10 protein-coding genes are annotated in these 14,005 nt (G+C 70.1%); 2 read left to right on the plus strand and 8 right to left on the minus strand.

Features of this window, described 5'->3' with window-relative positions:
• Positions 1-2 precede the first annotated feature (2 nt).
• Positions 3-149: a hypothetical protein gene (locus OH768_RS16140; RefSeq protein ID WP_406454210.1), complete on the minus strand. Its 147-nt coding sequence runs from the start codon at positions 147-149 to the stop codon at positions 3-5.
• Between the two features lie 53 nt (positions 150-202).
• On the opposite strand from OH768_RS16140, the gene OH768_RS16145 reads away from it, so the two are divergent.
• Entirely contained in the window at positions 203-1,438 is a 1,236-nt protein-coding gene (locus tag OH768_RS16145; RefSeq protein WP_406454212.1) for an MFS transporter, read from the plus strand.
• A 150-nt stretch (positions 1,439-1,588) separates the two neighbouring features.
• Here OH768_RS16145 and OH768_RS16150 read toward each other — a convergent pair whose 3' ends face one another.
• Positions 1,589-2,164: a TetR/AcrR family transcriptional regulator gene (locus OH768_RS16150; RefSeq protein WP_406454214.1), complete on the minus strand. Its 576-nt coding sequence runs from the start codon at positions 2,162-2,164 to the stop codon at positions 1,589-1,591.
• Positions 2,165-2,261: 97 nt separating this feature from the next.
• Here OH768_RS16150 and OH768_RS16155 point away from each other — a divergent pair, with 97 nt between their 5' ends.
• Positions 2,262-3,824, plus strand: coding sequence for an MFS transporter (locus OH768_RS16155; RefSeq protein WP_406454216.1), 1,563 nt, complete (start codon positions 2,262-2,264; stop codon positions 3,822-3,824).
• A 77-nt stretch (positions 3,825-3,901) separates the two neighbouring features.
• Here the strand turns inward: OH768_RS16155 and serA are convergent, their stop codons facing one another.
• From serA to OH768_RS16185, 6 genes are all read right to left on the minus strand, one after another.
• On the minus strand, positions 3,902-5,491 hold the full coding sequence (gene serA / locus OH768_RS16160) for a phosphoglycerate dehydrogenase (RefSeq protein ID WP_406454218.1): 1,590 nt from the start codon (positions 5,489-5,491) through the stop codon (positions 3,902-3,904).
• A 347-nt stretch (positions 5,492-5,838) separates the two neighbouring features.
• A complete protein-coding gene (gene ilvC, locus OH768_RS16165) occupies positions 5,839-6,837 on the minus strand; it encodes a ketol-acid reductoisomerase (RefSeq protein WP_019068660.1) in 999 nt (332 codons plus the stop codon).
• A gap of 111 nt (positions 6,838-6,948) precedes the next feature.
• Entirely contained in the window at positions 6,949-7,476 is a 528-nt protein-coding gene (gene ilvN / locus OH768_RS16170) for an acetolactate synthase small subunit (RefSeq protein WP_329258098.1), read from the minus strand.
• 20 nt (positions 7,477-7,496) lie between these two features.
• On the minus strand, positions 7,497-9,350 hold the full coding sequence (locus OH768_RS16175; RefSeq protein WP_406454221.1) for an acetolactate synthase large subunit: 1,854 nt from the start codon (positions 9,348-9,350) through the stop codon (positions 7,497-7,499).
• Between the two features lie 237 nt (positions 9,351-9,587).
• Positions 9,588-12,563 (minus strand): putative bifunctional diguanylate cyclase/phosphodiesterase, encoded by a 2,976-nt coding sequence (locus OH768_RS16180; protein ID WP_406454223.1) that lies wholly within the window; start codon positions 12,561-12,563, stop codon positions 9,588-9,590.
• A 455-nt stretch (positions 12,564-13,018) separates the two neighbouring features.
• A complete protein-coding gene (locus OH768_RS16185; RefSeq protein WP_406454225.1) occupies positions 13,019-13,978 on the minus strand; it encodes a 2-hydroxyacid dehydrogenase in 960 nt (319 codons plus the stop codon).
• Between the last annotated feature and the right edge of the window lie 27 nt (positions 13,979-14,005).

Raw genomic sequence — 14,005 nt, forward strand, 5'->3', positions numbered from 1 at the left:
GATCAGGCCGGGGCGGCTGGGCTTCCAGCCAGGGGACGGGCGGGCAGGTTCAGGTGCCGTCCGATGGTCTCGGCGATCCCGCGGACGGGTACGCCTTCGTCGTCGACGGCGTTGAGTACCGCGCCGGCGGGAGCGACCGACCAGTCCACCGGCCCGGAATTGGAGCTGCCGGGCGGCCCGGCCGGATTCTAGTGTCGACGCCATGACGACCGGCCAGACCTCCGGCTCACCCTCCCCCGCGACACCCAACCGCCCTTCCTCCGGGGCCACTTCGGGCAGTCGTCCCCCGCTCGTGACCCGCCCCCTCCTCCTCCGCTTCATCAGCGTGGTCGGCGCCAGTCTGAGCTTCTTCCTGCTGCTCTCGGTCGTACCGGCGTATGCCGCCGAGCGGGGCGGCGGTGGCGCGGCGGGGCTCGCGACCGGGTCGTTGATGCTCGCGACGGTGCTCGGCGAGCTGGTCACGCCCCGGCTCGTGGACCGCTTCGGGTACCGACCGACCCTGATGGCAGGGCTGTTGCTGCTCGGCGCCCCGGCCTTGGTACTGACCGTCTCGGGCAACACCGCGTGGGTCGTCGCGGTGTGCTTCGTCCGCGGGCTCGGTTTCGCGCTGACGATCGTCGCGGGCGGCGCCCTGACCGCGTCGTTGATCCCGGACCAACGCCGGGGCGAGGGGCTCGCGTTGGTGGGGCTGGTGTCCGGCGTACCGTCACTGCTCGCGCTGCCGCTTGGCCTGTGGCTGGCCGAGCATCTGGGATTCGGGCCGGTCGCCGTCGCCGGTGGCCTCGCGGCACTGGCCGCGATCCCCTTCGTCACCGGCCTGCCGGACCGAGGGAGCAAGGCAGACCGCCCAGATGAGCCGATGGGTGTCGTACGAGGGTTGCGAACCGGCGCTCTGCTACGGCCGGTTCTGGTGTTCGCGGCCACCGCCACCGCCGCCGGAATCATCGTCACGTTCCTGCCGCTGGCCGTGCCCTCGGCGTCCGCCGGAGTCGTCGCGGTGGCCCTGTTCGTACAGACCGCGGCCTCCACCGTGACGCGCTGGCTGGCGGGCCGCCACGGCGACCGGCACGGCAGCGGCCGGCTCGTGCTGCCCGGCCTGCTCCTGTCGGCGGCGGGCGTCCTGGTCATCGCCCCGACCGCGAACCCGGTCGCCGTCATCGCGGGCACCGCCCTGTTCGGCGCGGGCTTCGGCATCACCCAGAACGCCACGCTGACCCTGATGTACGCCCGCGCTTCCGGCGTCTCGTACGGCACGGTCAGCGCGCTGTGGAACCTGGCCTACGACGGCGGCATGGGCGTCGGCGCGGCCGGCTTCGGCATCACGGCCGGCCTGACCGGCTACCCGTGGGCCTTCGCACTGACCGCGCTGCTGATGCTGGTCGCGGTGGCACCGGCGCTGCGGGACCGGCGGCGCGAGGACTGGTCGACGGCCGGGTAGCCCACGCGGTCGGCGCACCGCGCACACGCGCTCCGGCGGCGGGCGAAGCTCCACGGAGAACGGAGAACGCGTCCCCCTTGGGCACGGCCACCGGGCCGAGCGCCCCCGGGCGGCGACGCCGGCACTGCGGGCCGACGAACAACCAGCAAATCACCCCACCCTCCGGGCACCCTCCAGCAGTTGGCGGAGACCCTCGGTGAGCCGGTCCGCGTCGGGCGCGGTCTTCGGGTCGAAGGTCCACTGCATGATGAGCCCGGACATCACGACCATGTAGAACGAGCCGAGCGTGTCGGCGGTCTCGTCCGACACCTCCTCCTCCGGTACGCCCATGAACAGCGAGACCAGTCCCCGGCCGCCCTCGCGCTGCGCGAGCGCCAACTGATCGCGGGCCTCCGGCAGTTGGTCGCCCATCGCCATGATCTCCCCGCTGAGCCGCCACATCGAGCCGGGCTGGCGGAGGGAGGCGACGACGTTCGACCACACCTCCCTGAACCGCTCCAGCGAGCCCGGCGCCCCTTCGAGCCGGTCACCCCACTCGAAGGACATGCCTTCCACCAGCGAGACATATGCCTGCGCGAGCAGCGCGTCCTTCGAGCCGTAGTGGTAGCCGATGGACGCGAGGTTCGTCCCCGACTCCTTGACGATGTCGCGCGCCGTGGTGCGCGCGAACCCCTTCTCCAGCAGGCAGCGCTTCGCGCCTTCGAGCAGATCCTCACGGTGTCCCATGCCCGCCACCCTACCGCCGATCCATACAGCCGTCCTATACGTACGACTTACACATCCGTTCTAGACAAGCGTTTAAGACACGCGTACATTCGCTGTCATGACGAACCCGACGAGCTCGACGAACCCCGCGAGCGCCCCCAACTCCCGTGCCGGGCGCCGCGAATGGACCGCCCTCGGCGTCCTGATGCTCCCGCTGCTCCTCGTCTCCATGGACGTCTCCGTCCTCTACTTCGCCATCCCGGCGATCAGCGCGGACCTGGAGCCCAGCGGCACCCAGCAGCTGTGGATCTTCGACATCTACGCCTTCGTCCTGGCCGGCCTGCTGATGACGATGGGCTCGATCGGCGACCGCATCGGCCGCCGTCGGCTCCTCCTGATCGGCGCAGCGGCCTTCGGCACCGCCTCCTTCATCGCCGCCTACGCGAACAGCGCCGAGACCCTGATCGCGGCCCGCGCGGTCCTCGGCATCGGCGGCGCCACCCTGATGCCCTCGACGATGGCGCTGCTGCGCACGATGTTCACCGACCCCGGCCAGCGCGCGAAGGCGATCGGTCTGTGGTCCGGCGTGATGACCGCCGGTGTCGCGCTCGGCTCGGTGCTGAGCGGGGTGCTGGTCCAGTACTTCTGGTGGGGCTCGGTCTTCCTGATCAACCTGCCCGCGATGGCCCTGCTCCTGCTCATCGGCCCGTTCCTGCTCCCCGAGTCGAAGAACCCGGCCCCCGGCCGCTTCGACTGGCCGAGCGTCCCACTGTCCCTGGCGGCGGTACTGCCCGTGATCTACGGCCTCAAGGAGATCCCGTCCGAGGGCTGGCACGTCCAGTACGTCGTCTCGATCACCGTAGGCCTGCTCTTCGCGACCCTCTTCGTCCACCGCCAGCGCACCACAGCGTCCCCGATGATCGACCCCACCCTCTTCCGGGGCCGCGGCTTCGCCCCCTCCGTCGTCCTCAACCTGGTCTCCGCGTTCGGCATGATGGGCTCGGCCTTCTTCACCACGCAGTACCTGCAGTCGGTGCTCGGCAAGAGCGCGATGGAGGCGGCCCTGTGGGCGCTGCTCCCCTCGGTGCCGATCGGTGCGGCGGCTCCGCTGGCAACGACCCTCGTGCAGAAGGGAGTTGACCGCGCCTACGTCGTCGCCTCCGGTTTCGCGATCGCCGCCTGCGGCTACGGCATGCTCGCCCTCACCGGCACCGACTCCCTCTGGTTGGCCCTGGCCGCCGCCGGTGTCCTCGCCTCCGGGATCGTCATGGTGATGTCCCAGATCATGGACCTGGCGATGGGCAGCGCCCCGGTGGAGAAGGCGGGCGTCGCGTCCTCGCTGATGGAGACGGGCGCGGAGTTCGGCGGCGCGCTGGGCATGGCGGTCCTCGGCTCCATCGGTACGGCCGTCTACCGCCACGGCATCCCGGCCTCGGCCCCCGCCCCGGCCCACGAGACCCTCGGCGGCGCCCTGGCCGTCGCCCGCCGACTGCCGGGGCACGCGGGAGATGCCCTGACGGCGACCGCACGGCAGGCCTTCACCGACGGCATGCACGGCGCGGCGATCGCGGGCGCGGCACTGCTGCTGGGCGCGGCCTTCGCGGCGGCGCGGACCCTGCGGGGGCTGCGGGTACAGGCGCCGGAGCCGGTGGCGGCGGAGCCGCAGGAAGCGCAGGTGTGAGAGCCCAACACAGAGGAACGCCGGGCGGGTTGAGGATTCTCTCCTCAGCCCGCCCGGCGTTCACCCATGGCTCAGGCTCAGACCAGGTTCACCGAACGAGCCGACGTCGCGCCGATCTCCTCGGCCACCTCGGCCAGCACATTGACGGCCACCGTGTCGTCGACGGTCAGCACGGCCAGCGCCTCGCCGCCCGCGACCGACCGCGAGACCTGCATACCGGCGATGTTGATGCCGGCCTCGCCGAAGACGCGGCCGACCGTGCCGACGACACCGGGACGGTCCTCGTACCGCAGCACCACCATGTGGTCGGCGAGCGCGAGGTCGACGTCGTAGTCGCCGACCGCGACGATCTTCTGCAGGTTCTTGGGGCCGGCCAGCGTGCCGGAGACCGCGACCTCCTCGCCGCTGCTCAGCGTGCCGCGCACGGTGACGACGTTGCGGTGGTCGGCGGACTCGGAGCTGGTCGTCAGCCGTACCTCGACGCCGCGCTCCTGCGCGAACAGCGGGGCGTTGACGTACGACACGGTCTCGTCGACGACGTCCTCGAACACGCCCTTGAGCGCGGAGAGTTCGAGCACCTTGACGTCGTGCTGGGTGATCTCGCCGTAGACCTCGACGTCGAGGCGGACCGCGACCTCGCCCGCGAGCGCGGTGAAGATGCGGCCGAGCTTCTCGGCGAGCGGCAGGCCGGGCTTGACGTCCTCGGCGATGACTCCGCCCTGGACGTTCACCGCGTCGGGGACGAGTTCACCGGCGAGCGCGAGGCGCACCGACTTGGCGACCGAGACACCGGCCTTCTCCTGGGCCTCGTCCGTGGAGGCGCCGAGGTGCGGGGTGGAGACGACCTGGTCGAACTCGAAGAGCGGGGAGTCCGTGCAGGGCTCCTTCGCGTACACGTCGAGGCCGGCGCCGGCGACGCGGCCCTCCTTGAGCGCGGAGTACAGCGCCTCCTCGTCGACGATCCCGCCGCGCGCGGCGTTGACGATGCGGACGGTCGGCTTGACCTTGCGCAGCGCCTCGTCGCCGATCAGACCGACCGTCTCGGGGGTCTTGGGCAGGTGCACGGTGATGAAGTCGGAGACTTCGAGCAGCTCGTCCAGCGACAGGATCTTGACGCCCATCTGGGCGGCCCGCGCGGGCTGGATGTAGGGGTCGTAGGCGACGACCTTCATCCCGAACGCGGACATGCGCTGCGCCACGAGGGCGCCGATACGGCCGAGGCCGACGACGCCGAGGGTCTTCTCGGCGAGCTCGACGCCCGTGTACTTGCTGCGCTTCCACTCGCCGTTCTTCAGCGCGGCGTTGGCCTGCGGGATGTGGCGTGCGGTCGCCAGCAGCAGACCGCAGGCCAGCTCGGCGGCGGTGACGATGTTCGAGGTGGGGGCGTTGACGACCATCACGCCGGCCTTGGTGGCGGCGGAGACGTCCACGTTGTCCAGGCCGACGCCGGCTCGTGCGACGACCTTCAACTTCCGTGCGGCGGCGACCGCTTCGGCGTCGACCTTGGTGGCCGAACGGATCAGGATCGCGTCCACGTCGGCGATCGCGGGGAGCAGCTCGCCCCGGTCCGCGCCGTTGCAGTGGCGGATCTCGAAGTCCGGGCCGAGGGCGTCCACCGTCGCGGGCGACAGCTCTTCAGCGATGAGTACGACAGGTTTCGAGCTCACGTGAGTCCTCACAAGTCCATTGCGTGCGGACGGCCGTCCCGACGGCCGCAGGCGGTGGAGGTAGCGGCGCCGGGGAATGCCGGGCGGCGCGGGGGTGTGCCTGACATTCCTCGGTGTCGCTATGGGCCGCGTGGAGACGCACGACGCTGTGGGCCTGACGCGTATGTAGTACGGCAGTGTAGTGGCGCGGCGAGGGGCGTCTTACGCCTCTGCGGAAGGATCACCCGTCCGAGGCTGGACGGGTTGGACAAAGGGGCCGGAGTGCTCACTCCGGCCCCGAGGTCCTGTCGTCACATTCCCGCCTGCCTCGCGACGGGAATGTGACGACAGGACCTCGGCCTCAGGACTTACGCCTCTTCGTCGACCCAGCTCATCAGCTTGCGGAGCTGCTTGCCGGTGGTCTCCAGCAGGGACTCGGCGTCCTTCTGCTTGTACTCGTTGTACTTCTTCAGGCCACCGTGGTACTCGGCCATCCACTCACGGGCGAAGGTGCCGTCCTGGATCTCGGCGAGGACCTGCTTCATCGTGGCCTTGGTCTCGTCCGTGATGATGCGCGGGCCGGTGACGTAGTCGCCCCACTCCGCGGTCTCGGAGATCGACCAGCGCATCTTCTCCAGGCCGCCCTCGTACATGAGGTCGACGATGAGCTTCAGCTCGTGCAGGCACTCGAAGTACGCGATCTCGGGCTGGTAGCCGGCCTCGGTCAGCGTCTCGAAACCGGCCTTGACCAGCGCGGCCGTACCACCGCAGAGGACGGCCTGCTCACCGAACAGGTCGGTCTCGGTCTCCTCGGTGAAGGTCGTCTTGATGACGCCGGCGCGGGTGCCGCCGATGCCCTTCGCGTACGACAGCGCGAGCGCGAAGCCGTTGCCGGTCGCGTCCTGCTCGACGGCCGCGATACACGGAACGCCGCGGCCCTCCTCGTACTGGCGGCGGACGAGGTGGCCCGGGCCCTTGGGGGCGACCATGCAGACGTCGACGCCGGCCGGGGGCTTGATGAAGTCGAAGCGGATGTTCAGACCGTGGCCGAAGAACAGCGCGTCGCCGTCCTTGAGGTTGTCCTTGATGGACTCCTCGTAGACCTGGGCCTGGATCGGGTCCGGCACGAGGATCATGATGACGTCGGCCTCGGCGGCGGCCTCGGACGGCGTCACCACACGGAGGCCCTGCTCCTCGGCCTTCGCCTTGGACTTGGAGCCCTCGTGCAGACCGACGCGCACGTCGACGCCGGAGTCACGGAGCGACAGCGCGTGGGCGTGGCCCTGGCTGCCGTAGCCGATGACCGCGACCTTGCGGCCCTGGATGATGGACAGGTCGGCGTCGGCGTCGTAGAACAGCTCGGCCACTTTGGGTTCTCTCCTTGGTGTGCAGGTGTTGCGTCCCACCGTATGACGGCGGGCGGAATCGAAGTTCGGGGGTCTCGGAATGCGGGCGGCCGGGGCCGCCCGCACACGGGTCTACGCGGAGCGGTCGAGCGCGCGCAGCGAGCGGTCGGTGATGGAGCGGGCGCCGCGGCCGATGGCGATCGTGCCGGACTGGACCAGCTCCTTGATGCCGTACGGCTCCAGCATCTTGAGCATGGCGGACAGCTTGTCGCTGGAGCCGGTGGCCTCGACGGTGACGGCCTCCGGGGAGACGTCGACGGTCTTGGCGCGGAAGAGCTGGACGATCTCGACGATCTGGGAGCGTGTCTCGTTGTCGGCGCGCACCTTCACCAGAACGAGTTCGCGCTGAACGGCGGAACCCGGCTCCAGTTCGACGATCTTCAGCACGTTGACGAGCTTGTTGAGCTGCTTGGTGACCTGTTCGAGCGGAAGTGCCTCGATCACGTTCACCACGATCGTGATGCGGGAGATGTCGGGGTGTTCGGTGACTCCGACGGCGAGGGAGTCGATGTTGAAGCCGCGCCGGGAGAACAGGGCGGTGATCCGGGCGAGGACACCCGGCTTGTTCTCGACCAGGACGGAGAGCGTGTGCTTGGACATTTCTCTGTGGTCTCTCTCGCTCAGTCGTCTTCGTTGTCGCCGAAGTCGGGGCGGACGTCCCGGGCGAACATGACCTCGTCGTTGGAGGTGCCGGCGGCGACCATCGGCCACACCATGGCGTCCTCGTGGACGATGAAGTCGATCACGACGGGGCGGTCGTTGATCGAGTTCGCCTCCTCGATGACCTTGTCGAGGTCGTCGGGGGACTCGCAGCGGATCGCGTAACAGCCCATCGCCTCCGACAACTTGACGAAGTCGGGGATGCGGGTGCCCGCGCTCGGCTGCTTGCCGTCCGCCTCCGGGCCGCTGTGCAGCACGGTGTTGGAGTAGCGCTGGTTGTAGAACAGGGTCTGCCACTGGCGGACCATGCCGAGGGCGCCGTTGTTGATGATGGCGACCTTGATCGGGATGTTGTTCAGGGCGCAGGTGGTGAGTTCCTGATTGGTCATCTGGAAGCAGCCGTCGCCGTCGATCGCCCAGACCGTCTGGTCCGGGGCGCCGGCCTTGGCACCCATCGCGGCCGGGACCGCGTAGCCCATCGTCCCGGCGCCACCGGAGTTGAGCCAGGTCGCCGGCTTCTCGTACTGGATGTAGTGCGCTGCCCACATCTGGTGCTGGCCGACGCCCGCCGCGAAGATCGTTCCCTCCGGGGCGAGTTGGCCGACGCGCTCGATGACCTGCTGCGGGGAGAGCGAGCCGTTGTCGGGCTGCTCGTAGCCGAGCGGGTACGTCTCGCGCCAGCGGTTGAGGTCCTTCCACCAGGCGCTGTAGTCGCCGGTGTGACCCTCGCTGTGCTCCTTCTGCACGGCCTGCACCAGGTCGGCGATGACCTCGCGGGCGTCCCCGACGATCGGCACGTCGGCGGCGCGGTTCTTGCCGATCTCGGCCGGGTCGATGTCGGCGTGGACGATCTTCGCGTACGGCGCGAAGCTGTCCAGCTTGCCGGTGACGCGGTCGTCGAAGCGGGCTCCGAGGGCGACGATCAGGTCGGCCTTCTGCAGCGCGGTGACGGCGGTGACCGCACCGTGCATGCCCGGCATTCCCACGTGCAGCTCGTGACTGTCGGGGAATGCGCCGAGCGCCATCAGGGTGGTGGTGACGGGCGCTCCGGTGAGTTCTGCGAGGACCTTCAGCTCGGCGGTGGCGTGTGCCTTGAGGACACCGCCCCCGACGTAGAGGACGGGCCGCTTCGCGGCGGTGATCAGCTTGGCGGCCTCGCGGATCTGCTTGGCGTGCGGCTTGGTCACCGGGCGGTAGCCGGGGAGGTCCATGACCGGCGGCCAGGAGAAGGTGGTCTTCGCCTGGAGGGCGTCCTTCGCGATGTCGACCAGCACCGGTCCTGGACGGCCGGTGGAGGCGATGTGGAAGGCCTGCGCGATGACGCGCGGGATGTCCTCGGCCTTGGTGACCAGGAAGTTGTGCTTGGTGACCGGCATCGTGATGCCGACGATGTCCGCCTCCTGGAAGGCGTCCGTACCGATCGCCTTGGACGCGACCTGCCCGGTGATCGCCACGAGCGGCACCGAGTCCATGTGCGCGTCGGCGATCGGGGTCACCAGGTTGGTGGCGCCGGGGCCCGAGGTCGCCATGCAGACGCCGACCTTGCCGGTGGCCTGTGCGTAGCCGGTGGCCGCGTGACCCGCGCCCTGCTCGTGCCGGACCAGGACGTGACGCACGCGCGTCGAGTCCATCAGCGGGTCGTAGGCCGGAAGGATCGCACCGCCGGGAATGCCGAATACCGTGTCGGCCCCGACCTCCTCAAGAGAGCGGATGAGGGACTGCGCACCCGTGACGTGCTCGGGGGCGGACGGCTGTCCTCCGGATCGGGGCCGCGGCTGCGGATGGGCCCCGGTGGCCTGCTCGGTCATCGTCATTCTCTTCTCGATGCTGAGGGTTTTTGCGAGGTTTGTGCGGGGTTTAGCTGCTGCACGACTGGATCCTGTGCAACAAAAAACCCCTCGTGCCGTGAGGCAAGCGAGGGGAGCGCGCCGGGTGCGGTCGCTGGGAGTTCCGGGTCCGTCCGGACGTCACCAGCTTCAGCCGACGCGCTTTCCAAGTACGAGAATTCGGGTGCGCATGGGACTGACCCTCCCCCCGGCACGCACCGACTGTCAAGTGGGTGGGACGGGAGTCTCATTATGTGAACGGAGGGCCGTTCCGCCCCCGAAAACGACGGGCACACCACTGGTGTACACCCCCGGGGCGCCGCCCGCGAACGCGGGCTCGGCGGGTCCGTGCGGCACCGGATAGTGGCCGCAGGACAGGGCCCGGCGCAGCCGGTACTCGTCCAGTGGTCCGGAGAAGGCCATGCCCTGTCCGTGCGTGCAGCCCATCGCGCGCAGGGCGACCACCTGTTCCGGCAGGTCGACCCCGTCGGCCACGGACTGCAGCCCGAGGTCGCCGGCGATCCGCAGCAGCCCGCTGGTGATCTTGTGCAGCCGCGCGGACTCGACGACGCCCTCGACCAGACTGCGGTCCAGTTTCAGTACGTCGACGGGCAGCCGCCGTAGCGTCGTGATGGCCGCGTAGCCGCTGCCGAACCCGTCGAGGGCGATCCGGACGCCGAGCCGCCGCAGTGCGGTCAGCCGGCGCTCCAGCTCGTCCAGGGAGACGCGCGGGTCGGTGTCGGACAGCTCGATGACCAGCGAGCCCGACGGCAGCCCGTGCCGGGTCAGCAGGGCCTCGATCGAGCCGAGCGGCATCGACTTGTCCAGCAGCCGCCGGGCACTTATCCGCACGGCGACGGACACGGCGAGCCCGGTCGCGGTGCGCTCGGCGGCCTGTTCCACGGCCTCCTCCAGCATCCAGCGGCCCAGCTCGGCGGTCTTGTCGCTGTCCTCGGCCACCCGCAGGAACTCGGCCGGCGTGAACAGGACCCCCTGCGACGAACGCCATCGCGCCTGGGTGGAGACCGAGGTGATCCGGCCGTCTGTCAACGACACCACGGGCTGGTGCAGCAGCGCGAACTCGCCGTCGTGCAGCGCGGCCCGCAGCCGGGTGGCCAGCTCCGCCTTCCGTACGACGTCCTGCTGCATCTGCGGGGCGTACAGCTCGACCCGGCCCTTGCCCGCCCCCTTGGCGCGGTACATCGCGAGGTCGGCGTTGCGCAGCAACTCCCCGGCGCCCAGGCCCGGTTCGGCGAAGGCGACGCCGATGGAGGCGGCGACACGGACATCGTTGCCGTCGATGAGGTACGGCTGGGACAGGGTGATTCTCAGGCGGTCGGCGAGTTCCATGATGTGCCGCTCGCGGGCGGCCCGGTCCCGGGTGCCGTCGCCGACGATCAGGGCCGCGAACTCGTCGCCGCCGAGCCGGGAGGCGGTGTCGCCGTGCCGGACCGCCGCGTGCAGCCTGCGGGCGGCCTGGACGAGGAGTTCGTCCCCGGACTGGTGGCCGATGGTGTCGTTGACGGCCTTGAAGCCGTCGAGGTCGATGAAGAGGACGGCCGTGCCGCGGTCGGTGGAGCGGCGGCCGGACAGGGCCTGCTGGACGCGTTTGGTGAACAGGGCGCGGTTGGGCAGGTCGGTGAGCGGGTCGTGCTCGGCGTTGTGCTGCAACTGCGCCTGGAGGCGCACGCGTTCGGTCACGTCCCGGCTGTTGAAGATCAGGCCGCCGTGATGGCGGTTGACGGTCGACTCGACGTTGAGCCAGCCGCCGTCGCCGGACCGGAAGCGGCACTCGATACGGGTGTTGGACTCCTCGTAGGGGCTGGCGGCGAGGAAGCGGCGCACCTCGTGCACCACACAGCCCAGGTCCTCGGGGTGGATGAGCGAGGCGAGTTCGTTCCCGACGAGTTCCTCGGCGGCCTTGCCGTAGACGCCGGCGGCGGCCGGGGAGACGTAGCGGAGGATGCCGTTCGGGGCGGCGATCATGATGACGTCGCTGGAGCCCTGCACCAGGGAGCGGAAGTGGTTCTCCTTCTGGGCCAGTTCCTGGGTGAGGGTGATGTTGTCGAGCAGCATGATGCCCTGGCGGACCACGAGGGCGAGCACCACACAGCCCGCGGTGATGAGCACCACCCGGTCGGGGCTGCGGCCGTCGAGGACGTTGTAGAGGATCCCCAACGTGCAGACGGCGGCGGCGAGATACGGGGTGAGCGCGGCCAGTGAACCGGCGATGGGCCGGGTGGCCGGATAGCGGCCGTGGTCGCCGCCCGGCGCTGCTGCCGGGTGCTGGACGCCGGTGCGCTGTCCGGGCCGGTGTTCGTGCACCACGCGCGTGTACCCCTCGTCCTCGGGCTGGGCGTGCCGGGGCGCGGCCCAGGGGGCATAGGCGAGGAGCAGCGAGCCGGCGAACCAGCCCGCGTCGAGCAACTGGCCGGAGTGGTAGTTGTCATGGAGCAGCGGCGAGGTGAACAGGGCGTCGCACATCACGGTCAGGGCCAGCGCGCCGATCGCGGTGTTCACGGCGGTGCGGTTGACCGAGGAGCGCCGGAAGTGCAGCGCGAGCACCATGCTGACCAGGGCGATGTCGAGCAGCGGATACGCCAGGGAGAGCGCGGTGTGGGCCACGCTCGGCCCGTCGAACTTGGCGGCCTGGGCCAGCGCGAGGCTCCAGGAAAGCGTGAGCAGCGAGCCGCCGATCAGCCAGGCGTCCAGCGCCAGACAGATCCAACCCGCCTTGGTGACGGGCCGTTTGGCCAGCACCAGGAGGCCGACGATGGCGGGCGGCGCGAAGCACAGGAAGAACAGGTCGGCGAAGCTGGGGCTGGGGACGGTCCGTTCGAGCACGACCTCGTACCACCCCCAGACTCCGTTGCCCAGTGCCGCCATCGCAGAGGAGAGCGAGAACAGCAGCCAGGCGGGTCGAAAGCGGATACGGCGGCTTCGCGCGTAGAGGAAGCACGAGACGGCGGCGGCACCGGCCGCCGCGCTGAGCCCGAAGTCACCCATGATCAGGGCGACTTGACGGGAACCCCAGTCGAGCGCGGAACCGACGGCGTATCCCGCGCACACCAGGGCCAGGACGAGTTGCTGGACCAGGCCCCAGCCGCCGGAGGCCGGCGGTCCTGGCTGCCGCGCTCCCGGCGAAGTCCGGTCCCGGAGCGCCCCGTTGAGGGTGGTCGTCGCAGACGGTGGCGAACTCACCGGGCCCTCCCGGTCCGCGTCGCTCCCCGGTCCCGCGGGCTCCGGTGCGCTGGATGGGCGTGCCTGCGGCGGCCGTTGTGCCTGCGGTGGTGATGGCTGGGGTGGCTGGGCCGGCCACCATGACCGCTGTGGCTGTCGTGACCGCTGTGATTGCCGTGATCTCCGTCGTGGCCGCGTCTGCGCGCGGCGGTGCGCCAGGGTCGCCGTCGGCGGTCCCGCCGCGTCGGATCGCTCGTCCATAGGCCGTGCATCGCCCGTCGCCCCCCTCACAGTCTGAAATGTCCGTCCCCGGCGCCGAACGGTGCGCGGCGCAGCCCCTGCCGGGACGATACACCAGTCTCGTCACTCAGGGACATAGTCTCTCTACGCTCCGTGACGACCAGCGGAGATGCGTTCACGCCCCGCTTCCGGAAGGTTGCGGAGGGTGCTGGAAGCGGATTGCACGCCTGTTACGGCTACTCGGTCGGTCCTGTCGTAAGGATCACGTTGCGCAGCGGCTCCTGGTTCACGAACCGTCCCAACTGGTCCACAACCAGACGCTTCGCACGCGGCAGGAACGCCGACGTGGGCCCGCCGACATGCGGACTGATCAGCACGCCCGGCGCCTGCCACAACGGGTGCCCCTGGGGCAGGGGTTCGGGGTCGGTGACGTCCAACGCGGCGGTGATACGGCCGCTTTCCAGCTCCGCGAGCAGCGCCTTGGTGTCCACGACGGGACCGCGGGCGACGTTGACCAGCAGCGCCCCGTCCTTCATCCGGGCCAGGAACTCGGCGTCGACCAGGTGACGGGTGGTCTCCGTGAGGGGCGTGGACAGGATGACGACGTCCGCCTCCGGGAGCAGGGCGGGCAGTTCGGTGAACGGATGCACCGGTCCGCGCTCCGTGGTGCGCCTGGAGCGCGCCACGCGCGCCACCCGCGCGAGCTCGAAGGGAGTGAGCCGGTCCTCGATGGCGGCTCCGATGGCGCCGTAGCCGACGATGAGGACGGACCGGTCGGCGAGCGCCGGGTGGAAGTCGCCCTGCCAGCGCTCCTGTTGCTGCGCCCGCACGAACTGCGGGATGCCGCGCAGCGAGGCGAGGGTCAGGGTCAGCGCGAGTTCGGCGGTGCTCGCCTCGTGCACTCCGCGGGCGTTGCACAGCCGCACCCCCGGGACGATCAGGGAGAGGTTCGCGGTCATGTCGTCGATCCCGGCCGTCAGCGTCTGGATGACCTGGAGGTTCCGCATGTGCTCCAGCGGCCGGGTCTTCACGGGGTGACGCTTCATGTACGGCACGACGTAGACGGCACAGTCCGCCGGGTCGCCGGGGAACTCCTGATCGCCCTCCTCACCTCCGTCCCAGAACAGGTAGTTGGGCCCCTCGGGGAGCCCTTCGATCTCCTCCGGCGGGATGGGCAGCCACACGTCGACAGTCATGGTCAGGAGGCTATGTCAGGCGCTCGC

The organism is Streptomyces sp. NBC_01622 (genome assembly GCF_045209635.1).
GTDB lineage: Bacteria > Actinomycetota > Actinomycetes > Streptomycetales > Streptomycetaceae > Streptomyces.

Excerpts from the sequence above, each read along its gene's own strand:
- OH768_RS16145 (WP_406454212.1), top strand. The coding sequence starts at position 203 with ATGACGACCGGCCAGACCTCCGGCTCACCCTCCCCCGCGACACCCAAC.
- OH768_RS16150 (WP_406454214.1), bottom strand. The coding sequence starts at position 2,164 with ATGGGACACCGTGAGGATCTGCTCGAAGGCGCGAAGCGCTGCCTGCTG.
- OH768_RS16155 (WP_406454216.1), top strand. The coding sequence starts at position 2,262 with ATGACGAACCCGACGAGCTCGACGAACCCCGCGAGCGCCCCCAACTCC.
- ilvN (WP_329258098.1), bottom strand. The coding sequence starts at position 7,476 with ATGTCCAAGCACACGCTCTCCGTCCTGGTCGAGAACAAGCCGGGTGTC.
- OH768_RS16175 (WP_406454221.1), bottom strand. The coding sequence starts at position 9,350 with ATGACGATGACCGAGCAGGCCACCGGGGCCCATCCGCAGCCGCGGCCC.
- OH768_RS16185 (WP_406454225.1), bottom strand. The coding sequence starts at position 13,978 with ATGACTGTCGACGTGTGGCTGCCCATCCCGCCGGAGGAGATCGAAGGG.